Source organism: Pseudomonas sp. PMCC200344 (assembly GCF_030053095.1).
Classification (GTDB): domain Bacteria; phylum Pseudomonadota; class Gammaproteobacteria; order Pseudomonadales; family Pseudomonadaceae; genus Aquipseudomonas; species Aquipseudomonas svalbardensis.
In genome coordinates this window covers 1,246,023-1,267,542 of record NZ_CP125618.1, presented here as the reverse complement: position 1 = coordinate 1,267,542, position 21,520 = coordinate 1,246,023, and the positions used below count along the sequence as shown (strand labels likewise).

At 60.4% G+C, this 21,520-nt stretch carries 17 protein-coding genes; 11 read left to right on the top strand and 6 right to left on the bottom strand.

Going from position 1 to position 21,520, the window contains the following annotated elements; translation table 11 throughout:
* Positions 1-200: 200 nt before the first annotated feature.
* Positions 201-1,577 carry a signal recognition particle protein gene (ffh, locus tag QFW87_RS05610; protein WP_074879887.1) on the bottom strand — a complete coding sequence of 459 codons (1,377 nt, stop codon included), beginning with the start codon at positions 1,575-1,577 and terminating at the stop codon, positions 201-203.
* Between the two features lie 210 nt (positions 1,578-1,787).
* Between ffh and ccsA the strand changes: the two genes are divergently transcribed.
* The 3 genes from ccsA to QFW87_RS05595 all read left to right on the top strand — a co-directional run bounded on the left by ccsA (position 1,788) and on the right by QFW87_RS05595 (position 5,484).
* Positions 1,788-2,600 carry a cytochrome c biogenesis protein CcsA gene (gene ccsA, locus QFW87_RS05605; RefSeq protein ID WP_283183142.1) on the top strand — a complete coding sequence of 271 codons (813 nt, stop codon included), beginning with the start codon at positions 1,788-1,790 and terminating at the stop codon, positions 2,598-2,600.
* A gap of 12 nt (positions 2,601-2,612) precedes the next feature.
* Positions 2,613-3,848 carry a transporter associated domain-containing protein gene (locus QFW87_RS05600; protein ID WP_283190013.1) on the top strand — a complete coding sequence of 412 codons (1,236 nt, stop codon included), beginning with the start codon at positions 2,613-2,615 and terminating at the stop codon, positions 3,846-3,848.
* A gap of 319 nt (positions 3,849-4,167) precedes the next feature.
* Positions 4,168-5,484, top strand: a complete 1,317-nt coding sequence (locus QFW87_RS05595; RefSeq protein WP_283190012.1) for an MFS transporter — start codon at positions 4,168-4,170, stop codon at positions 5,482-5,484.
* A gap of 114 nt (positions 5,485-5,598) precedes the next feature.
* On the opposite strand, the gene purT is transcribed toward QFW87_RS05595, so the two are convergent.
* From purT to QFW87_RS05570, 5 genes are all read right to left on the bottom strand, one after another.
* A complete protein-coding gene (purT, locus tag QFW87_RS05590; protein WP_283190011.1) occupies positions 5,599-6,780 on the bottom strand; it encodes a formate-dependent phosphoribosylglycinamide formyltransferase in 1,182 nt (393 codons plus the stop codon).
* A 99-nt stretch (positions 6,781-6,879) separates the two neighbouring features.
* Complete coding sequence (locus QFW87_RS05585) at positions 6,880-7,347, bottom strand: preQ0 transporter (RefSeq protein ID WP_283183138.1); 468 nt, start codon at positions 7,345-7,347, stop codon at positions 6,880-6,882.
* A 205-nt stretch (positions 7,348-7,552) separates the two neighbouring features.
* Positions 7,553-7,768, bottom strand: coding sequence for a DUF1289 domain-containing protein (locus QFW87_RS05580; protein WP_283183137.1), 216 nt, complete (start codon positions 7,766-7,768; stop codon positions 7,553-7,555).
* Positions 7,765-8,289: a gamma carbonic anhydrase family protein gene (locus QFW87_RS05575; RefSeq protein ID WP_007954617.1), complete on the bottom strand. Its 525-nt coding sequence runs from the start codon at positions 8,287-8,289 to the stop codon at positions 7,765-7,767. The genes QFW87_RS05580 and QFW87_RS05575 overlap by 4 nt, the downstream gene beginning before the upstream one ends.
* 68 nt (positions 8,290-8,357) lie before the next feature.
* Positions 8,358-8,957, bottom strand: a complete 600-nt coding sequence (locus tag QFW87_RS05570; RefSeq protein ID WP_283190010.1) for a CoA pyrophosphatase — start codon at positions 8,955-8,957, stop codon at positions 8,358-8,360.
* Positions 8,958-9,103: 146 nt separating this feature from the next.
* On the opposite strand from QFW87_RS05570, the gene QFW87_RS05565 reads away from it, so the two are divergent.
* From QFW87_RS05565 to QFW87_RS05530, 8 genes are all read left to right on the top strand, one after another.
* Complete coding sequence (locus QFW87_RS05565; RefSeq protein ID WP_283183135.1) at positions 9,104-9,655, top strand: NUDIX hydrolase; 552 nt, start codon at positions 9,104-9,106, stop codon at positions 9,653-9,655.
* Positions 9,656-9,719: 64 nt separating this feature from the next.
* Positions 9,720-10,223, top strand: a complete 504-nt coding sequence (locus QFW87_RS05560) for a L,D-transpeptidase family protein (protein ID WP_283183134.1) — start codon at positions 9,720-9,722, stop codon at positions 10,221-10,223.
* Positions 10,224-10,578: 355 nt separating this feature from the next.
* Positions 10,579-11,310: a GntR family transcriptional regulator gene (locus QFW87_RS05555; RefSeq protein ID WP_008151596.1), complete on the top strand. Its 732-nt coding sequence runs from the start codon at positions 10,579-10,581 to the stop codon at positions 11,308-11,310.
* A gap of 33 nt (positions 11,311-11,343) precedes the next feature.
* Entirely contained in the window at positions 11,344-12,450 is a 1,107-nt protein-coding gene (gene nagA / locus QFW87_RS05550; protein WP_283190009.1) for an N-acetylglucosamine-6-phosphate deacetylase, read from the top strand.
* A complete protein-coding gene (locus QFW87_RS05545; RefSeq protein ID WP_283183132.1) occupies positions 12,431-13,453 on the top strand; it encodes an SIS domain-containing protein in 1,023 nt (340 codons plus the stop codon). The genes nagA and QFW87_RS05545 overlap by 20 nt, the downstream gene beginning before the upstream one ends.
* A gap of 141 nt (positions 13,454-13,594) precedes the next feature.
* Complete coding sequence (gene ptsP, locus QFW87_RS05540) at positions 13,595-16,111, top strand: phosphoenolpyruvate--protein phosphotransferase (protein ID WP_283190008.1); 2,517 nt, start codon at positions 13,595-13,597, stop codon at positions 16,109-16,111.
* 39 nt (positions 16,112-16,150) lie between these two features.
* Positions 16,151-17,866 (top strand): N-acetylglucosamine-specific PTS transporter subunit IIBC, encoded by a 1,716-nt coding sequence (gene nagE, locus QFW87_RS05535; protein ID WP_283190007.1) that lies wholly within the window; start codon positions 16,151-16,153, stop codon positions 17,864-17,866.
* Positions 17,867-18,384: 518 nt separating this feature from the next.
* Positions 18,385-21,501 carry a transglycosylase domain-containing protein gene (locus tag QFW87_RS05530; RefSeq protein WP_283190006.1) on the top strand — a complete coding sequence of 1,039 codons (3,117 nt, stop codon included), beginning with the start codon at positions 18,385-18,387 and terminating at the stop codon, positions 21,499-21,501.
* Positions 21,502-21,520 lie beyond the last annotated feature (19 nt).

Sequence of the window (21,520 nt, the reverse complement as noted above, 5' to 3'; positions counted from 1 at the left end):
CATAGGTGCCCGAAAGGCCGCATATTCTAAGGAATATCCGGACTTTTGCAAATGTCTTTTTCCGGCTGCCTATCGGCCGCCATCAAGATTTGCTATAGAGCCGTCGTTGAAAACGGCCAGTCAGCTCCCGCCAAGTGCGGGTTTGCTGGAGATCCCACTTCCGTGTGGGAGGTGCAAGGGCAAGCCCCTGCGTAAATTATTTACATTCTCGGCATGCCGCCGCCGGGCAACATACCGCCCATGCCGCGCATCATTTTGGCCATTCCGCCTTTCGCGGAGAACTTCTTCATCATCTTCTGCATCTGCTTGTGCTGCTTGATCAAGCGACCGATGTCCTGCACCTGAGTGCCGGAACCCATGGCGATCCGGCGTTTGCGCGAACCACTGATCATCTCAGGGTCGCGGCGCTCGGCCGGGGTCATGGAATTGATGATGGCTTCCATCTGCTTGAATTGTTTCTCTGCCGCGCCCTGGGCGTTGCCCATCTGCGCCAGGTTCATACCGCCCATGTTTGGCAGTTTGTCCATGAGGCCGCCGAGGCCGCCCATGTTTTTCATCTGTTGCAGCTGATCGCGGAAGTCTTCGAGGTCGAAGCCCTTGCCCTTTTTCAGCTTCTTGGCCAGTTTGTCGGCCTTGTCCTTGTCGAGGGTCTGTTCGGCCTGCTCGATCAGACTGAGCACGTCGCCCATACCGAGGATGCGCGAAGCAATACGCTCCGGGTGGAACGGCTCAAGCGCGTCGCTCTTCTCGCCCATACCGATGAACTTGATCGGCTTGCCGGTGATGGCGCGCACCGACAGTGCGGCACCGCCACGGGCATCGCCGTCGACCTTGGTCAGGATCACACCGGTCAGCGGCAGCGCGTCGCCAAAGGCCTTGGCCGTGTTGGCGGCGTCCTGACCGGTCATGGCGTCAACCACGAACAGCGTTTCGACCGGATTGATCGCGGCATGCAGCGCCTTGATCTCGCCCATCATCTCTTCATCGATGTGCAGGCGACCGGCGGTATCGACGATGACCACGTCGATAAACTTCAGTTTTGCTTCTTTAATAGCCGCTTGCGCGATGTCGACCGGCTTCTGGCTCAGGTCGGACGGGAAGAAGGTTACGCCGACTTCACCCGCGAGCATTTCCAGCTGCTTGATCGCCGCCGGACGGTAAACGTCCGCAGACACGACCATGACCGACTTCTTCTTGCGCTCTTTGAGGAAGCGCGCGAGCTTGCCGGCGGTGGTGGTTTTACCCGCACCCTGCAAACCGGCCATCAGCACGACGGCCGGAGGAACGGCGCTCAGGTTCAAGTCTTCGTTGGCCGCGCCCATCAGGCTTTCGAGTTCGGCCTGGACGATCTTCACGAAGGCCTGGCCCGGCGTCAGGCTGCGCGACACCTCAGTGCCGACGGCGCGTTCCTTGACCGAATTGACGAAGTCCTTGACGACCGGCAAGGCGACGTCAGCTTCGAGCAACGCCATGCGCACTTCGCGCAGGGTGTCTTTGATGTTGTCTTCGGTCAGCTTGGCCTTGCCGGTGACATGGCGCAGCGTCTGCGAGAGACGGTCGGTTAAGTTTTCAAACATTGCGCGATCCTTTCAGGCCCTGTGTAGACCGGGATAATGGCGGCCCAGACCGGAATAAACATGTGCTCGGCGAGCCTGCGGCGTGGGCAGGTCGCGGATTATAGCGAAGACTGCGTCTGGCGGACACCTCGTCGTCAGGTTGCATGGTCTTTCGTGCTGCGGGGGTTCTATGCCAAACTCAGCGCCTTTCGGGCTTGCCTAACAGGATTTATGCTCCCCTTGTCACCCAGTTTGCTAACTACCCTCGCCGCCGCCTGCTTATATGCCGCTGCGACCCTCTATCAGGGCACTCGTCTGGCCACCGGTGCCAAGGCGAACAAACGCCTGCTGGTCACGCTCGGCGTGCTCGCCGTGCTGGCTCATAGCGCCAGTCTGTTCACCCACCTGCTGACACCGATTGGCCTGGGCCTGGATTTTTTCAGCGCCGCCAGCCTGATTGCCGCCGCGGTGATTGCCCTGACCCTGTTGGCCTGCTCGCGGATCCCGGTGGAAAACCTGCTTGTATTGTTGTTCCCGCTCGGCGCCGCCACCGTGCTGCTCGCACAGTTGGCCCCCGCCGGCACAGTGCAGATCATCGACGAAGAACCGGGCATCCTCGCCCACATCCTGCTGTCGATCCTCGCCTACGGCATGTTCACCATCGCGGTATTCCAGGCGTTGCTGCTGCTGGTTCAAGACCATCAACTCAAGCACAAGCACCCGTCCGGCCTGATCAAGAACTTCCCGCCGCTGCAAACCATGGAAAGCCTGCTGTTCGGCTTCCTCTGGGCCGGCTGGACCCTGCTGTCGCTGTCGCTGATCTCCGGCTGGCTATTCGTCGACAACCTGTTCGCCCAGCACCTGGTGCACAAAACCTTGCTGGCCTGCATCGCCTGGATCGTCTTCAGCGTGCTGCTCTGGGGCCGTAACCGCCTCGGCTGGCGCGGACACAAGGCCATTCGCTGGACCCTCGCCGGTTTCTGCCTGCTGATGCTGGCCTATTTCGGCAGTAAGCTGGTTCGTGAATACATCCTGCATATCTGACGGGCGGCATTAATGGACGACTTGCCCATAGGGCCGATGCTCGCGGTAGTGGCCCTGCTGATTTTATGGTCGGGGCTGTTTACCGCCATCGAAGCTGCGCAACAGCACTTGCTCGCCCAGCGGACAGCTTCGCGCTCGAGCGACAAGCCGGTGGCAAAGCTGAGCTTTTCGCTCAATAGCCTGATCCTCTGCAACACCCTGTGCCGCGCACTGGTCGTGGTCATCAGCACCTTGCTGGCGATTTTCACTTGGGCGGAAAGCGGTCCATGGGTGGCCTGCCTGGGGGCTGGCGCCGTGCTTCTGGTGTTCGCCGACTACCTGCCGCGTACCCTCGCCGTCCGTTATCCGGACGCAGTCCTGGCCCTGGGCAACACCTTGCTTGGCGCGCCACTGAAAATCATCTATCCCGTCGCCTGGTTGCTCAGTGGCATAAGCCAGCTGCTGATGCGACCGTTCGCCCGCAAAGTCAGAGTGGTGCAGCAGAGCGAAGACGAGGCGCCGAACGATCGGCTCGACGATCACGAACACGCCGCCTGCCGCCCTCACCCGCTGTCAGGCATCCATGCGCTGGACAACATCACGGTCAACGACATTCTGGTGCCACGCAGCGACGTCGACGGGGTCAATCTGGACGACTCCCTCGAGGAAATCATTGAGCAGCTTCGCGCCAATAAACGCACACGCTTGCCGGTTTTCCACAGCGACATCAACCAGGTCGAGGCAGTGCTCAATACCCGGCAGATCCGCCATCTGCTGTCCGACGCCAGTCTGACCCGAGAAGCACTGCTGGCAGCCTGTCACGACCCCTACTTCGTGCCGGAAAGCACCCCGTTGCAACTGCAGCTGTTGAATTTCCACAAACAACAGCGACGCCTGGGCATGGTGGTCGACGAGTACGGCGAAGTGCTCGGCGTCGTGACTCTGGAAGACATTCTCGAAGAAATCGTCGGCGAGTTCGAAAGCCAGCACAGCCTGAATAACCCGCACATCCACCCACAGGCCGATGGTCGACTGGTGATCGAAGGGGCGGCGTCGATTCGCGAATTGAACAAGAGCCTGGGCTGGCACTTGCCGAGCGACGGTCCGAAAACCCTCAACGGGTTGGTGACCGAGGCGCTGGAGACGATTCCGGAAAGTGCGGTATGCCTGAAGATTGGGCGTTATCGGCTGGAGATTCTGGAGACTGAAGACAATCGGGTCAGTCGCGTACTGATCTGGCATACCAGTTTAGTTCCCGTTCTCCAATAACCACCACCGATCACGCTCTGAAGCAGCTGGCGAAGCCTGCGTTCGGCGGCGCAGCCGTCGTAAATCCCGAGCCCACGATTAACCTGAAAGATCGTATCGCCAGATTTCACGACGGCTGCGCCGCCGAACGCAGACTTCGCCAGCTGCCACAAAGGGTTTGCCCCTTGTTCGATCGTTAGCCGCCTTTCTATAATCGAGCCGCTTACCCAAGCCCCGCCATACCCAAGTGCTACCCGCACTCTGCGCTAAGCCCACATCCCTGGGTGTTCGACCATAATAATTCGCTCCACTGGGGCACATGACTGTCAGGGATAACCGCATGACGACCAGTACGACTTATAACGACACCGCGCCTGCGCAACCGACGAACTCAGCCACCCGCGTGGCGACCGCAAGTTTCATCGGCACCGCCATTGAGTTCTACGACTTCTACGTCTATGCCACTGCCGCTGCGCTGGTAATCGGTCCGGTGTTCTTTCCGCAAACTTCCGGCACGGCCCAGATGCTGTCGGCGTTCCTCACCTTCGGCATCGCCTTCCTGGCTCGACCGCTGGGATCGGCACTTTTCGGTCACTTCGGTGACCGCATCGGGCGCAAATCGACGCTGGTTGCCTCGCTGCTGCTGATGGGCGTGTGCACCACACTGATCGGCGTGCTCCCGGGATACGACAGCATCGGGGCCTGGGCGCCGATCCTGCTCTGCGTGCTGCGCTTCGGCCAAGGCCTGGGACTCGGCGGCGAATGGGGCGGCGCGGCGTTGCTGGCGACGGAGAATGCGCCGAAGGGCAAACGCGCCTGGTTCGGCATGTTCCCGCAACTCGGCCCCTCGATCGGTTTCCTCGCAGCCAATGGCCTGTTTCTTACGCTGGCAATGACCCTGAACGACGAACAGTTTCGCTCGTGGGGCTGGCGGATTCCGTTCCTGCTCAGTGCCGCGCTGGTGATGGTCGGCCTGTATGTGCGCCTCAAGCTTCACGAAACGCCGGTGTTTGCCAACGCAATGGCTCGCCAGGAGCGGGTGAAAATCCCGCTGGTCGAGCTGTTCAGCCACTACTGGGCGCCGATGTTGCTGGGTGCCGGGGCGATGGTGGTGTGCTACGCGCTGTTCTATATCTCGACGGTGTTTTCGCTGAGCTATGGCGTGTCGACGCTCGGCTACACCCGCGAAACCTTCCTCGCACTGCTGTGCTTCGCCGTGCTGTTCATGGCCGCCGCTACGCCGCTGTCGGCCTGGGCCAGTGATCGATACGGGCGCAAACCGGTGCTGATCATCGGCGGTGTGCTGGCGATTCTGTCCGGCTTCCTGATGGAGCCGCTGCTGACCCAAGGTTCGACCTGGGGCGTGGCCCTGTTTCTGTGCATCGAGCTGTTTCTGATGGGCGTGACATTTGCGCCGATGGGCGCGCTGCTGCCGGAGCTGTTTCCGACTCACGTGCGTTATACCGGTGCGTCGGCAGCCTACAACCTGGGCGGCATTGTCGGAGCCTCGGCGGCGCCGTTCTTCGCACAGAAACTGGTGGCGATGGGTGGCTTGAGTTATGTCGGCGGGTATGTGTCGGGGGCGGCGGTGCTGAGCTTGATTGCCGTGCTGTGCCTGAAGGAGACGCGCGATAACGATCTGAATCAGGTTGCCTGAATCAGAAGCATCGCCAGCAGGCTGACTCCCACATGGAAACTGGGTGCACACAAAATCTGTGACCAACCAAATACCCTGTGGGAGCTAGCCTGCTAGCGATAGCCGCGCCTCGGTTTACAGCTCTACTACGACAGCCTGGGAAGCGCGGGTCGCTTTAGCACGAGCAGCATCAATCGACTCATCACGCGCCAACGCCACACCCATCCGACGCTGACCATTGACCTCAGGTTTGCCGAACAGACGCAACGCCGTATCCGGCTCGCTCAACGCAACACCGAGATTGGCGAAAGCCGTCTGAGTCGACTGCCCTTCCACCAGAATCACCGCCGAAGCCGATGGACCGAACTGACGGATCAGTGGAATTGGCAGGCCCAGAATCGCCCGTGCGTGCAGCGCAAACTGCGACAGGTCCTGGGAAATCAACGTCACCAGACCGGTGTCATGTGGACGCGGCGAGACTTCGCTGAACCAGACTTGATCGCCTTTGATGAACAGCTCAACACCAAACAGACCACGACCACCCAAGGCTTCAGTGACGGCTTTGGCAACGCGCTCGGATTCGGCCAGGGCAATCGGGCTCATGGCTTGTGGCTGCCAGGATTCCTGATAGTCGCCCTTCTCCTGACGGTGACCGACTGGCGCGCAGAACGTAGTGCCGCCAACGTGACGCACGGTCAACAGGGTGATTTCGTAGTCGAAGTCGATAAAGCCTTCGATGATCACGCGGCCTTTACCGGCACGGCCGCCTTCTTGAGCGTAATCCCAAGCTTTCTGCACATCATCGACGCTACGCAGCAAGCTCTGACCTTTACCCGACGAACTCATCACTGGCTTGACCACGCATGGGAAGCCCAGGTCCTGAACGGCCTTGCTGTAATCCTCGAAGGTGTCGGCAAAGTGGTACGGTGAGGTCGGCAGGTCCAGCTCTTCAGCGGCCAGGCGACGGATGCCTTCGCGGTTCATGGTCAACTGCGCGGCGCGAGCAGTGGGGATCACGGTGAAGCCTTCAGCTTCCAGTTCCACGAGGGTCGCGGTGGCAATGGCTTCGATTTCCGGCACGATGAAATGCGGCTTTTCGGCTTCGATCACCGCACGCAGGGCGGCGCCGTCGAGCATGTTGATCACATGGCTGCGATGGGCTACTTGCATGGCCGGCGCATTGGCGTAGCGATCCACTGCAATCACTTCGACGCCCAGACGTTGCAGCTCGATCACCACTTCCTTGCCCAACTCGCCACAACCACACAGCAATACGCGGGTCGCGGTTGGCGACAATGGAGTTCCGATACGGGTCATCTCAGGTCCTCAAGAAGCGGATCATCGAGGGTCGCAGCGCCTGGCGCGCTTCCCATGGGGAGAAAGCGCGGCATTTTACATGAACCTGCGGGTTTGGCTTCAGCTGACGACGGCCTGTTTGCGCAAGCGCCAGGCCATGATCAACCACACGACCGTCACGCCGGCGAACTTCGAGCCCATGGCGGTGAGGATCACGCCTGGAGTGAACGCATCGATCATGCCGAAGAAGATGAAGGTATCGAGGGGAATGCTCAGGGCCGAACTTATCCACAGGCGGTCGTGCAAGGGACGCTTGGTGATGCTGAACACCAGCCAATCGATGCATTCGGACACCGCGAACGCCGTGGCGCTGGCCAGCGCGATGGAGGGATCGGACGTCACGTAGGACAACACCAGCGCTGCCAGCATCGCCGCGATCGCGCCATGGCCGAAACGGGTTTGCACCATGTCGCGCAAAACGAACACCAAACCACCCCAGGCCGACCAGATGATGTCCAGGTGCGGGGCGGTGGAAAAGGCGTAGTTGATCAGCACGACGCTGCTGATGTAAGCGATCAGGAAGAACATGGGTCGGCGGGATACCTGTCAATTTGGCGCACAGGGTACTTCAGCCATACACAAGCACCAAACCCAAACGCGAATCCTGTAGCAGCTGGCGGAGCCTGCGTTCGGCTGCGAAGCAGTCGCAAAATCAGGCAATGCAGTCATTCAGGCACACCGCGGACTTAGGATTTACGACTGCTTCGCAGCCGAACGCAGGCTCCGCCAGCTGCTACAGGTTGGGAGTTTTGCCGATCATCCAGAGCAGACCGCTGGATTTGGCCCGCTCATGACACAACCCCAACACCTTGCGCCGCTCCTCGTTGTCCATCCGGCTCCAGCGTGTGATCTCTTCCACCGTGCGCTGACACCCGGTGCAAATATCGTCATCGTCCAATGCGCAAATGTTCACGCAGGGCGATAGCACCGGCCGTTCAGTGGCGCTCATTCTTCCTGCTCAACCAGATCGCGGGCATAACGTTGCGAGTTATGCACATAGTGAGCAGCGCTGGCCTCCAGCATTTTTTTCTGCGGTTCGGTCAGTTCGCGCACCACTTTGCCCGGCGAGCCCATGACCAGCGAACCGTCTGGAATCTCCTTGCCCTCACCGATCAGCGAGTTGGCGCCGATGATGCAGTTCTTGCCGATTTTCGCGCCGTTGAGGATCACCGCATTAATCCCGATCAAGCTGTAATCGCCCACCGTGCAGCCATGAAGCATGGCGTTATGGCCGATGGTCACACCGGTGCCGATCGTCAGCGGGTAACCCATGTCGGTGTGCATCACCGTGCCGTCCTGGACGTTGCTGTTCTTGCCGATCAGGATCAGTTCGTTGTCGCCACGCAGCACAGCGTTGAACCAGACGTTGGCACCCTCTTCCAGTTTGACCTTGCCCACCAGCACGGCGTTGGGTGCAACCCAGCTCTGCGGATGGGTTTCGACGCGGGCGTCGCCCAGGCGATATTTCATCTTATTGTCCTCAAGGCCAGGCAGGCTCACTTGGAAAAAGCAGGGTTCAGGCCATACGAGCGATGGCTTCAGGTGTTGATATAAGTCTTGGGCGGGTGATGCAGGCTGATTTGGGCGTCATAGAGCAGGTTGATCAACTCGACGATCATAATCGCCGTGAGGCCCCAGATTTTGTACTCGCCATAGCGATAGCTCGGCACGTACCAACTGCGGCCCTCGTAATCGATGCGATGGGTGTGTTCGCGCGGATCCTTGCGGAAGAACTCCAGCGGTACGCTGAAGACTGCGGCAATCTCGGCGTCGTTGGCCCGGTACTCGACAAAGTCCGGAATCACACCGACATAGGGTGTGACCTTGATGCCGTGCAGGGAGATCAACGGGCTCAGCGGGCCGATCACTTCGACCAGCCCCGGCGGCAGGCCAATTTCTTCTTGGGCCTCACGTAGCGCAGTGAAAATCAGGTCAGGGTCTTCAGGGTCACGTCGACCTCCGGGAAAGGCCACTTCACCACCATGGGTCGAGAGCCCGCTGGCGCGCAGGGTCAGAACCAGTTCAGGTTCGTCACTGCGGGTGATGGGCACTAATACCGCGGCTTCGGGGAAACGTCGGTCGGTTTCCAGGGTTAGCGGCGTGTGGTTGCTTACCCGGTGAAGTAGCTCGTCCAGCATGAGTCTTCTCGATTTGTTCTCTACTTTGCATCATGCACCAATCGAACCGACCGCCCAACCCCATAACCACTGCATGTCGCTAAACGACAACTTGCCGACAGACACCGTCGCACGCCAAGATAGGCGCAGCATTCAGGAACCCAAGCATGAAATTTTGCAGTCAGTGCGGCAACCCGGTGACCCAGCGCATTCCAGAGGGCGATTCGCGCCTGCGTTTTGTCTGTGACAGCTGTCAGGCGATTCACTACCAGAACCCCAATATCGTCGCCGGTTGCGTGGCGACCTGGGGCTCCAAGGTCTTGCTGTGCCGACGCGCCATCGAGCCTCGGCTCGGTTACTGGACCCTGCCCGCCGGTTTCATGGAGAACGGTGAAACCATCGAGCAGGCAGCCATTCGCGAGACGGCCGAAGAAGCCTGCGCGCGGGTGCGCAACCTGACCCTCTATACGTTGATCGACGTGCCGCACATCAGCCAGGTGCATGTGTTCTTCCGCGCCGAACTGGTGGACCTGGACTTTTGCGCCGGTCAAGAGAGCCTGGAAGTGCAGCTTTTCGAAGAAGCCGACATCCCTTGGTCCGAGCTGGCTTTCCGCACAGTGGGCCGTACCTTAGAATGCTTCTTCGCTGACCGGCGGACCGAGGTCTACCCCGTGCGCTCCGAGTCGATCCCGCCGCTTGCTCAGCCTGCCATCACATAACGCTCCTGGTTCTAAAATCACCTATAACTTAATAGTCGCGACACCTCTTAGGGATATCGTTTCAATGCGCTGGCTGCTTGCCCTGTTTTGCTTGTCATTTGTCGTTATCTCCCAGGCTTCCGTTGCGGAAACCCTGGACGGCAAAGTCATCGAAAAAATCCTGGTTCTCAAATCCGCCCACCAATTGCAATTGATCAATGACGGCAAGCCGCTCAAGACCTATCGCATCTCATTGGGAAAAAGACCCGTCGGCCCGAAACTCATGGAAGGCGACAAACGCACGCCTGAAGGTTTTTATTGGATGGACTGGCGCAAGACCAGTGACCGTTTCAACCTGTCGATGCACATCTCCTACCCGAACATCAGTGACTCCGTCCGCGCCCGGCGCGAAGGCGTCGAGCCCGGTGGCATGATCATGATCCACGGCACCCCGGACACCGAAGAAAACCCCGAAGACCTGTTCCACACGCTGGACTGGACCGACGGCTGCATCGCCATGCGCAACATAGACATGCGCGAAGTCTGGAATCTGGTGCCGGACGGCACGATGATCGAAATCCGTCCGTAATTCCCCCCCACAATGATCGTTCCCATGCTCTGGAACGATCAAAACGATCAATTGGCTACCTTCGGTCGCCATCGAAAAAATAAATTCAAAAGATCGTCCGAACGCGGCCCGAACCTTCGGCAGCTCCGGGTAGATACCACTCCCATCGGTAGGAGCTGCCGCAGGCTGCGATCTTTGCTTTCAAAACCCCCACCTCTAATACCACTTAAAACCAACATGCTTTCAGCCATCCAGCAGGGCAAGCTTTTCTGCGCCTTGAGCAAAGTGGCCTCATTGACATGGTATTCAAGTGGTATTAGGTTTCACCCCACCACCGGGCGACAACAATCCTATATCCGCATCGGACCAAACCTACATGAATGACCTCCAGGCCCTACGCCCTGACGACACCCAGCCCACGCCGTTGTACCTGCAACTGGCGCGCAATCTGGAAGCGGCGATCCATGCCGGCCAGTGGAAAGCCGAACAGGCCATGCCGTCGGAGCGCAACCTCAGCGAAATGCTGGGCATCTCCCGGGTCACTGCACGCAAAGCGCTGGAAGTTCTGTTCGAGCAAGGCCTGATCCGCCGCAACCAGGGTTCCGGCACCTTCATCACCCCACGCCTGGAACAACCGCTGTCGCGCCTCTCGGGTTTCAGCGAAATGCTGCGGTTAAAGGGCTTCGTCCCCGGCTCGCAATGGCTGGAGCGTGAAATCACTCCGCCGACCCACGAAGAACTGATCCGCCTGGGCCTCTCGCCGAACGACAAGGTCGCGCGGCTCAAACGCCTGCGTAAAGCCGACGATACGGTAATGGCGATCGAGATGAGCACCCTGCCCGCCTCGATCATTCCCAAGCCGCAAGCCGTGGGCGACTCCCTGTACGAATACCTCGACGGCATCGGCAAGCCGATCGTCCGTGCACTGCAGCACATTCAAGCGATCAACGCCTCGGACGAATTCGCCGCCCTGGTGGGCATCGCCCCCGGCACCGCCATGCTGCTGATGACCCGGGTCGGTTATCTGGAAGACAACACACCGATCGAAGTCACCGACACCTATTGCCGCAACGACTACTACGACTTTGTCGCAGAGCTTCGTCGATAACCCGCTTCGCCGCTAAAGAACCGAGAACCGATCATGTCCGAAGACAACATCCTCACCGCCCACGGCTGGGTTCGCGGCCGGCTGATTCACGAACACGGCAAGGTCGTGTCGATCGAAGGCGAATCGTGCGATCCGGCCGACAACGACCTGCCTTACCTGCTGCCGGGTTTCATCGACCTGCACGTTCACGGTGGCGGCGGAAAAGACATCATGGAAGGTGCGTCAGCCTTCGAGACCATCACCAAAACCCACGTGCGTTTCGGCACCACGTCGCTGCTGGCGACCACCATGACTGCGCCGCCTGCAGAAATTTCCAGCGTGCTCAAAGCCGTCGGCGAATATTGCGAACAGCGCCCGAAAGGCAGCGCCCGAGTCCTCGGCGTGCACCTCGAAGGCCCGTACATCAACCCCGGCAAACTCGGCGCCCAACCGAATTTCGCCCACACCGCGTTGATGGCCGAAGTCGAAGAATACCTGGCACTGGCGCCGATCCGGGTGATCACCATCGCCCCGGAAATCGCCGGCCACGACGCCTTGATCCGTGATCTCAGCGCTCGCGGCGTGCGCATGCAAATCGGCCACACCCTCGGCAGCTACGAGGAAGGCGTTGCCGCGCTGAACGCCGGCGCCAGCAGTTTCACCCACCTCTACAACGCCATGAGCCCGTTGCATCACCGCGAGCCAGGCATCGTCGGCGCGGCACTGGCTCACGCCAAATACGCCGAACTGATTCCGGACTTGCTGCACGTGCACCCCGGTGCCATCCGTGTGGCCCTGCGCTCGATCCCGTGCCTGTATTGCGTCACCGATTCCACCGCCGCCGCCGGCATGCCCGACGGTGAGTACAAGCTCGGCAGCCACACCGTGACCAAATGCCTGGGCGGCGTGCGCTTGCCCGACGGCACGCTGGCCGGCAGCACCCTGACCATGGATCAGGCCCTGCGCAACCTGGTGAAAATCGGTTTGCCAATCGCCGAGGCCTCGCAACGTCTTTCGCAATTCCCCGCCGACTACCTCGGCCTCACCGAACGCGGGCGCCTGCAACCCGGCAGCTGGGCCGACTGCGTGCGGCTCGATCGCTCACTCACACTGACCGCCGTCATGGTCGAAGGAGAAGACATTGACTTCAAAAATGCTTGAAGAGGCGCTGTCCTCATTCGAGGCCGTGCAAGCCCAATTGCAGCAACTCGACCCGCAGATGATCGAGATCGCCGGGCGCCTGCGTCGTCAACCACCGCAAGTGGCGATGACGGTCGCTCGCGGTAGCTCCGATCATGCCGCCAGTTACTTCGCCTACCTGACCATGCAGCAATTGGGCTTCCCGGTGGCGTCGTTGCCGATGTCGGTGGTGACCATGCTGCAAGCGCCGTTGAAGGTCAGCGGCCAAGTGGCGTTCGCCTTCTCGCAGTCCGGGCAAAGTCCCGATCTGGTGAACAGCATGCGTCTGCTGCGCAAGCGCGGCGCCCTGAGCATCTCGATGGTCAACGCCGAGAGTTCGCCGCTGGAAGCCGCGTGTGAGTTCAGCCTGCCGCTGTGTGCAGGCACCGAAAAAAGCGTTGCCGCGACCAAGAGTTTTATCGCCACCCTCAGCGCCAGCGCCCGTCTGATCGCCCACTGGAAAGAGGATGCGCAATTGCTGGAGGCTGGCCTCGCACTGCCGGAAGGTTTGCGCGAGGCGGCAAAACAGGACTGGAGCCTGGCCATCGATGCCCTGCGTGATTGCCAGCGCCTGATGGTGATTGGCCGTGGCGCCGGTTTCGCCATCGCCCAGGAAGCTGCGTTGAAATTCAAGGAAACCTCGGCGATCCAGGCTGAAGCCTTCAGCAGCGCCGAGGTCCGTCACGGCCCGATGGCGTTGATCGACGAAAATTACCCACTGCTGATCTTCGCCCCTCGCGGCGCCGAGCAAGCCGGTTTGCTGAGCCTCGCCGCCGACATGCGCCAGCGCGGTGCCCGCGTATTGCTGGCCGCACCGGATGACATTGCCGAACGCGACCTCACCCTGACCCGCGCCGAGCACCCGGCCCTCGACCCGATTCTGGCAATCCAGAGTTTCTACGTCATGGCCGCCGGTTTGGCCGTCGCCCGAGGCATGGACCCGGACCAGCCGCGTCACTTGAGCAAAGTGACACGCACGCACTGAGTGGAGAACCCTGTAGCAGCTGTCGAGTGAAACGAGGCTGCGATCTTTTCAACGCAGGATCAAAAGATCGCAGCCTCGTTTCACTCGACAGCTGCTACAGGGCGAGTTGATCCGAACCGTTTTTACTGATGAGACCGAGCCATGCACAACAATAATAAAGAGCTGACCCTCAGCGCCCCGCTCAGCGGCCCGGTGCTCACGCTCGCCAAAGTCCCGGACCCGGTGTTCGCCAGCGGCGCCATGGGCGACGGGATCGCCATCGACCCGCTGAACGACACCCTCCATGCCCCGTGCGCCGGCATCGTGGTACACGTCGCGCGCACCGGCCACGCCATCACCCTGCGTGCCGACAACGGTGCCGAATTGCTGCTGCACCTGGGCCTCGACACGGTCGAGTTGCAGGGCGAAGGCTTCTCGATGCTGGTCAAGGAAGGCGCGCGAGTCAGCAACGGCCAACCGTTGTTGCGCTATGACCTGGACAAGGTCGCGCAACAGTGCAAAAGCCTGGTCAGCCTGATGATCCTGACCAACAGCCAGGACTTTCAGGCGCGACCGATCACGCTGAAGTCGGTAAAAGTTGGCGAGCCATTGCTGCACATCATTCGTCGGCACGCACCTGGAGCGCAGGCTGACGCGGAGCTATCCGGGGAAGAGATTTACGGCCACATACGTATCGCCCATCGCGGCGGACTGCATGCTCGTCCGGCAGCGCTGATTCGTCAGACGGCGCAAGGTTTCAAGAGCAAATCGCAGCTGCACTTCGCTGGCAAATCGGCGACCTGCGACAGCTTGATCGGGTTGATGGGTTTGGCTGTCGGCGAGCAGGACGAGGTTCAGGTCAGTTGCCAGGGCCCGGACGCCGAAGCAGCGTTGCAGGCGTTGCTGATCGCGTTATCCACAGCACTGGCCGAAGACAGCCACGCCGCCGCGCCGACACCGCTTGCCCGACGCACCCGAGTTGCAGAAGCGGGCGTGCTGCACGGTGTTTGTGCAGCCCCCGGTTTGGTTGGCGGGCCGTTGTTCCGCTTGAACTCAATCAGCCTGCCGGTGGACGTCGGCAACCATGATCCCGAGCAACAGCTGCGAGCCCTCGACACCGCACTGATCGTCGTGCGCAGCGAAATCGATCACACGCTGGTCCAAGCCAGGAAACATAAAAGCACTGACGAAGAAGCGATCTTCGCCGCGCACCTCGCCTTGCTAGAAGACCCGGCGCTGCTGAACGCAGCGAACACCTCCATCGACCAGGGCATGGCCGCAACCCACGCCTGGAGCCAATCGATCGACGTGCAGTGCGAGGTTCTCCAGCAACTCGGCAGCCCATTGTTGGCCGAACGCGCCAACGATCTGCGCGACCTCAAACAACGCGTGCTGCGCGCCCTGCTCGGCGAAACCTGGCACTACGACGTGCCGGCCGGCGCCATCGTCGCCGCGCATGAATTGACGCCGTCCGATCTGCTGCAACTCAGTCAGCAAGGTGTCGCCGGGTTGTGCATGGCCGAGGGCGGCGCGACTTCCCACGTGGCGATTCTCGCTCGCGGCAAAGGCTTGCCGTGCATGGTTGCACTGGGTTCTACGCTGCTGGATCAGCAGCAAGGCCAAGCGGTTGTGCTGGATGCCGATGGCGGTCGCCTTGAACTGATGCCAAATGCCGAACGTTTGGCCGAAGTGCATCAGGCGCAACTCGATCATCAACAGCGCCGCGCCGAGCAACAGGCTCAGGCTCACACCCCGGCGCTGACGCTCGACGGTTTGCAGATTGAAGTCGCCGCCAATGTGGCCTCCAGCGCTGAAGCGGCTGATGCCCTGGCCAATGGCGCCGACGGCGTCGGCTTGCTGCGTACCGAGTTTCTCTTCGTCGACCGCAGCACCGCGCCGGACGAAGAGGAACAGCGCGCCGCCTATCAAGCCGTGCTCGACGCCATGGGCGACAAGTCGGTGATCATCCGCACCATCGACGTCGGCGGTGACAAGCAACTCGACTACCTGCCGCTGCCGGCTGAGGCCAATCCAGTGCTCGGCCTGCGCGGTATTCGCCTGGCTCAGGTCCGTCCGGAAATCCTCGATCAGCAACTGCGCGCCTTGCTGCATGTCAGCCCACTGTCGCGCTGCCGGATCCTGTTGCCGATGGTCACCGAAGTCGATGAGCTGCTGCACATCCGCCAGCGCCTCGACGCGTTGTGCACTGAACTCGGTGTGAATGAGCGCCCGGAGCTGGGCGTGATGATCGAAGTCCCCGCCGCCGCGCTGCTGGCCGAGCAGCTTGCAGAGCATGCGGACTTCCTGTCCATCGGCACCAACGATTTGTCGCAATACACCCTGGCCATGGACCGCGACCACGCTGGCCTCGCTTCGCGGGTCGACGCCATGCACCCGGCGCTGCTGCGGTTGATCGCCCAGACCTGCGCCGGTGCTGCGGTGCATAACCGTTGGGTCGGTGTCTGCGGCGCGCTCGCCTCCGATCCGCTGGCCACGCCGGTCCTGATTGGCCTGGGCGTCAGCGAGTTGTCGATCAGTCCGGTGCAGATCGGTGAAATCAAGGACCGCGTCCGTCACCTGGACGCCGCCGAATGCCGACGCATCAGCCAGGATCTGCTCAAGTTGAGCAGCGCCGCTGCTGTGCGTCACGCCTGTCACCAGCAATGGCCTCTGAGCTGAGCTCACAACAACAAAAACAAGAACCCAGGGAGATCCGCCATGTACCAATACTTCATCGAAGGCCTGCAACGCCTCGGTCGCGCGCTGATGCTGCCGATCGCGATCCTGCCGATCGCCGGCCTGTTGCTGCGCCTGGGCGACACCGATCTGCTGAACATCGCGATCATCCACGACGCCGGCCAGGTGATCTTCGCCAACCTGGCGATGATCTTCGCCATCGGCATCGCGGTCGGTTTCGCCAAGGACAACAACGGCACCGCAGGCCTCGCCGGAGTCATTGGCTACCTGGTGATGATATCCACCCTCAAGGTGCTCGACGCGAGCATCAACATGGGCATGCTCGCCGGGATCGTCAGCGGCTTGATGGCCGGCGCGCTGTACAACCGTTTCAAGGACATCAAACTGCCGGAGTACCTGGCGTTCTTTGGCGGCCGGCGCTTCGTGCCGATTGTCACCGGGTTCGCCGCCGTCGGCCTGGGCGTCATCTTTGGCTTGATCTGGCCGCCCATCCAACACGGCATCAACAGCTTCGGCACGTTGATGATGGAAAGCGGCAGCTTCGGCGCGTTCGTCTTTGGCGTTTTCAACCGCCTGCTGATCGTCACCGGGCTGCACCACATCCTCAACAACATGGCGTGGTTCGTCTTCGGCAACTTCACTGACCCGACCACCGGAGCCATCGTCACCGGCGACCTGTCGCGCTACTTCGCCGGCGACCCTAAGGGCGGCCAGTTCATGACCGGCATGTTCCCGATGATGATCTTCGGCCTCCCGGCCGCGTGCCTGGCGATGTACCGCAACGCCCTGCCGGAACGCCGCAAGGTCATGGGCGGGATCTTTCTGTCGATGGCGCTGACGTCGTTTTTGACGGGTGTCACTGAGCCGATCGAATTCGCCTTCATGTTCCTCGCGCCGCTGCTTTATCTAGTGCATGCGTTGCTGACTGGCCTGTCGATGGCGATCACCAACCTGCTGAATATCCATCTTGGCTTTACGTTTTCCGGTGGTTTGATCGACATGATTCTCGGCTGGGGAAAATCCACCAACGGCTGGTTGATGGTACCGGTGGGCCTGGCATATGCGTTGATCTACTACGTGGTGTTTGATTTCTGCATTCGTCGGTTCAACTTGAAGACGCCGGGGCGTGAAGATGTTTTGAATGGCGACAAAGTAGTCATCGCCGAGAATGAACGGGCCGGGGCTTACATCAAGGCGCTGGGTGGTGCACAGAATTTGATCACCGTGGGTGCGTGCACCACTCGGTTGCGGCTGGACATGGTGGACCGCAACAAGGCAAACGATGCGGAGTTGAAAGCGCTGGGGGCGATGGCGGTTGTGCGTCCGGGCAAGGGTGGGAGTTTGCAGGTCGTGGTCGGGCCGATGGCAGACAGCATTGCCGATGAGATTCGCTTGGCAATGCCTGCGTTGGGGCGCGCACTTGTTTCCTCCCCTCCTGCTGTTATCGATGCGCCGAAACCTGCTGCGGTGGCGAATTCAGAAGCACAGCAATGGCTGAACGCTTTGGGCGGCGGCGAGAATGTGTTGCAAATGGATTGCATCGCCATGACCCGGATCCGGTTGCAGCTGGCGGATGGCAAGGCGTTGTCGGAATGTGATTTGAAGGCGCTCGGTTGCCAGGGTGTGAGTCAGTTGGAAGGTGGGATTTGGCATCTGCTGATTGGCGACAAGGCATCGAGTTTGAATGATGCGCTGGATGCGTTGGTTAATCGCAGTGAGGTGAGTGCCAAGGTTTAGGTTGTTAGTGCCTGGCAGTCAGTCATCGTCGAAACGCCGCCCGGAGCAAGCTCGCCCCCACAAAAAGCAAAGCAGCGCATACCCTAATGCCGATCAGTCAAGGTACGACACAATCCGTAGCAGCTGGCGAAGCCTGCGTTCGGCTGCGCAGCAGTCGTGAAATCAGACGATGCGGTGTTTCAGGAAGACCGCAAACTCAGGTTTTACGACTGCTGCGCAGCCGAACGCAGGCTTCGCCAGCTGCTACGGATCGCGTTTTGGCTTAACTGATTGGCATTAGCGCATACCCGCCTTGCTTCTCACCACTCATCAGGCCGAGCGTTCGCTCGCCAGCAGCTTTATATCCCCGTTCAGTTGCGCAGCAGCCGTAAAACCTGTGGATGCGGTATGAAAGGACACAGGGGAGCGCTTGACGATGAGAATTCAAGATTTGTGTATTCACAATTTTTTCACCAAGGCCAACCACCGTCTAAGCTTCAGACAAGTCCTCTCAATCTGCGTGAATGGATCAGTCGACTATGGGCGTTTTATGGCAAACCGATCCGAGAAAAAATGTGGTTCCGACTGAACGTGTGGATGAAGCGCCTTTACCTGAAAAACCCTCTCGCAGTCGTACGAAGCACGGTTGGGGGGCGTTTTGGTTGTTGTTGCTGATAATTCTGATTGTCCTGGGGCTGGCCGCGGCCAAGGAAATGCGTACGTCGAAGTTTCAATCCCGGGAACTCAGCCAATTCGCCGCCACCCTGAGCTACGAGCTAAAACCCGGTCCCAGCGATGCCATTCACTATCCCGGCGCCGGTCCTTTCGACCTGCGCCTGGGCTACAGCTCCCTGGATGAATTCCTGCCGCGTCTGATCAAGCGTGACTACGTTGTGGCGTCCCAGACCCGGTTTTCCCAAAAGTTGATGGACTACACCGGCAATGGCTTTTTCGTGCCCTACGCGGAAAAAATCCAGGCTGGATTGTCGATCACCGATTGCCGTGCGGCACCGCTTTACCAGTACAAGTACCCACAACAACTGTATTCAAGCTTTGCGGCGATCCCCCCCGTGGTGGTCAACAGTTTGCTGTTCATCGAAAACCGCTTTCTGCTCGATCCCCGTCAGCCCCGGGCCAACCCTGCCGTGGATTGGCCTCGGTTCGGCATGGCGGCGTGGTCCCAGGTCGCCAAGTTGTTGCACCTGCCGGGCCAGTCGGCGGGCGGCAGTACCCTGGCAACGCAACTTGAGAAGTACCGGCATTCGCCCAATGGCCTGACCGTGTCAGGTGCGGAAAAAATCCGTCAGATGATTTCTGCCAGTGTGCGCGCCTATCAGGCCGGACCGCAGACCCTCGAAGCCCGGCAGAACGTGATTCGCGATTACCTCAACAGCGTGCCCCTGTCGGCAGTGCCGGGCCACGGTGAAGTGCATGGCATGGCCGAAGGTTTGCGCGTCTGGTACGGCGCCGATTTCAACCAGGCCAACGAGCGGCTGGCCAGCAAGGAGACGGATCCGAAAAGCATGTCGGAAAAAGGTCTGGCCCTGCGTGAGATGCTGTCTTTAATGATTGCCCAGCGCCGCCCTTCCCACTACCTGACCAAGGGCCACGATGAACTGGCCGACCTCACCGAGAGCCACATTCGTCTGCTGGCACTGAATGGCGTGATCGATGCGCCACTCGCGGCAGCGGCATTGACCAGCAAAGTGACCTATCGCGACTGGCAGACACAGCCAACCATTCAGCCGATCGAAACCAACAAGGGCATCAGCGTGGCACGCAGTCGTCTGGGCGGGTTGCTCAACCGTCCGCTGTACGACCTCGATCGCCTTGATCTTTCCGCCACCAGCACCCTGCAAGGCGAGTTGCAAACCCAGGCCACCGAGTACCTGAAGCATCTGGCCGACCCTGTGTTTGCGGCGCAGATCGGCTTGATGGGCGAACGCCTGCTGACCCCCACCAGCACCACCCAAGTGCGCTACAGCTTCACGCTGTTCGAACTGACCCCGGACGGCTCGCGGGTGCGGGTGCAGACCGACAGCACCGACCAGCCGTTCGATATCAATGAAGGCAGCAAGCTGGAACTGGGCTCCACCGCCAAGATGCGTGTGCTGACCACCTATTTGCAGATCATCGCCGAGCTGCACGATAAGTACGCAACGATGACCGTCCCGGAACTGAAGAAGGTCGACGTCCCTGATCAGGACCGCCTGAGTCGCTGGGCCGTCGATTACCTGATCGAGAACAAAGACCGCAACTTGCCAGGCATGCTCGGCGCTGCGCTGGATCGCAAATACTCGGCCAGCCCCGGCGAAGCTTTTTTCACCGGTGGCGGGCTGCACACATTCGTTAACTTTCGCAAAGAAGACAACGGCCGCCTCCCTACCCTGCGCGATGCCCTGCGCGAGTCGATCAACCTGCCGTTCATTCGGCTGATGCGTGACCTGGTGCGTTACACCACGTATTCCGGGGCCAATAGCAGCGCCGAATTGCTCAAGGACGACCGCGACCCTCGGCGTCAGGAATACCTGGCCTCGTTTGCCGACCGCGAAGGCACATCGTTCCTGCTGAAGTTCTGGAAAAAGTACAAGAACAAGGACACCCAGGCGCGGCTCGAGACCTTCCTCGACAGCATGCGCCCGACACCGATTCGCATGGCCGCAGTGCATCGTTACCTGTTGCCACAGGCCAGTCAGGAAAGCTTCAACATGTTCGTGCGCTCGCACCTCAAAGGCGCCAAGCTCACCGAAAAACTGACCGACGAACGCCTCCAACGGCTCTATGAAAGCTACGGCCCTGGCGCCTACGACTTGCCGGACCAGGGCTTCATCGCCAAGGTTCACCCGCTCGACTTGTGGTTGATGGGTTACCTGTTGAACAACCCCGACGCCAAGTTCAGCCAGATCGTCAAAGCCAGCCAGTTCGAACGCCAGGAAGTCTATAGCTGGCTGTTCAAAAGCCGTCACAAGGGTGCCCGTGACAGCCGCATTCGCACCATGCTGGAGATCGAGGCGTTCCTCGACATTCACCAGCGCTGGCAGAAAGTCGGCTATCCGTTCGATCACCTGGTGCCGTCGCTGGCCACCGCCATCGGCAGTTCCGGCGACCGTCCGGCAGCATTGGCGGAGCTGATCGGTACCATCCTCAACGACGGCGTGCGCATGCCGACACTGCGCATCGACAGCCTGCACTTCGCAGCGAACACGCCCTATGAAACCAAACTGATCAATGATCCGGATGTCGGTAAACGGGTGATGCCTTCCGAGGTGGCCACGGCCATGCGTGAAGCGTTGTCGCAGGTGGTGGATGCCGGTACGGCCAAGCGCGTGTCCGGCAGTTTCGTGACGCCCGATGGCAAAGCATTAGGCATGGGCGGCAAGACCGGCACCGGGGACAACCGCATCGAAGCCTTCGGTTCGGGCGGGCGAATTCTGAGTTCGAAATCCATCAACCGCACCGCGACCTTCGTGTTCTTCATCGGCGATCGTCACTTCGGCACGATGACTGCGTTCGTACCCGGGAAATCGGCCGAAACGTTCAAGTTCACCTCGGCGTTACCGGTGCAAGTACTCAAGGGGATGGCGCCGATTCTGACGCCGTACCTGCAGCCGGGTAGCCACACGATGTGCCTGCCGGTCGAGACGGCGCAGCGTTGAGCGCCTCCATTCAGAGGGC

Bases quoted from the DNA above. Each gene is read 5' to 3' on its own strand.
- purT (WP_283190011.1), bottom strand. From the start codon at position 6,780: ATGACCCGTATCGGAACTCCATTGTCGCCAACCGCGACCCGCGTATTG.
- nagA (WP_283190009.1), top strand. From the start codon at position 11,344: ATGTCCGAAGACAACATCCTCACCGCCCACGGCTGGGTTCGCGGCCGG.
- QFW87_RS05560 (WP_283183134.1), top strand. From the start codon at position 9,720: ATGCGCTGGCTGCTTGCCCTGTTTTGCTTGTCATTTGTCGTTATCTCC.
- QFW87_RS05575 (WP_007954617.1), bottom strand. From the start codon at position 8,289: ATGAAATATCGCCTGGGCGACGCCCGCGTCGAAACCCATCCGCAGAGC.
- QFW87_RS05580 (WP_283183137.1), bottom strand. From the start codon at position 7,768: ATGAGCGCCACTGAACGGCCGGTGCTATCGCCCTGCGTGAACATTTGC.
- nagE (WP_283190007.1), top strand. From the start codon at position 16,151: ATGTACCAATACTTCATCGAAGGCCTGCAACGCCTCGGTCGCGCGCTG.
- QFW87_RS05570 (WP_283190010.1), bottom strand. From the start codon at position 8,957: ATGCTGGACGAGCTACTTCACCGGGTAAGCAACCACACGCCGCTAACC.
- QFW87_RS05595 (WP_283190012.1), top strand. From the start codon at position 4,168: ATGACGACCAGTACGACTTATAACGACACCGCGCCTGCGCAACCGACG.
- QFW87_RS05530 (WP_283190006.1), top strand. From the start codon at position 18,385: ATGGGCGTTTTATGGCAAACCGATCCGAGAAAAAATGTGGTTCCGACT.
- ccsA (WP_283183142.1), top strand. From the start codon at position 1,788: ATGCTCCCCTTGTCACCCAGTTTGCTAACTACCCTCGCCGCCGCCTGC.
- QFW87_RS05565 (WP_283183135.1), top strand. From the start codon at position 9,104: ATGAAATTTTGCAGTCAGTGCGGCAACCCGGTGACCCAGCGCATTCCA.
- QFW87_RS05555 (WP_008151596.1), top strand. From the start codon at position 10,579: ATGAATGACCTCCAGGCCCTACGCCCTGACGACACCCAGCCCACGCCG.
- ffh (WP_074879887.1), bottom strand. From the start codon at position 1,577: ATGTTTGAAAACTTAACCGACCGTCTCTCGCAGACGCTGCGCCATGTC.
- ptsP (WP_283190008.1), top strand. From the start codon at position 13,595: ATGCACAACAATAATAAAGAGCTGACCCTCAGCGCCCCGCTCAGCGGC.
- QFW87_RS05600 (WP_283190013.1), top strand. From the start codon at position 2,613: ATGGACGACTTGCCCATAGGGCCGATGCTCGCGGTAGTGGCCCTGCTG.
- QFW87_RS05585 (WP_283183138.1), bottom strand. From the start codon at position 7,347: ATGTTCTTCCTGATCGCTTACATCAGCAGCGTCGTGCTGATCAACTAC.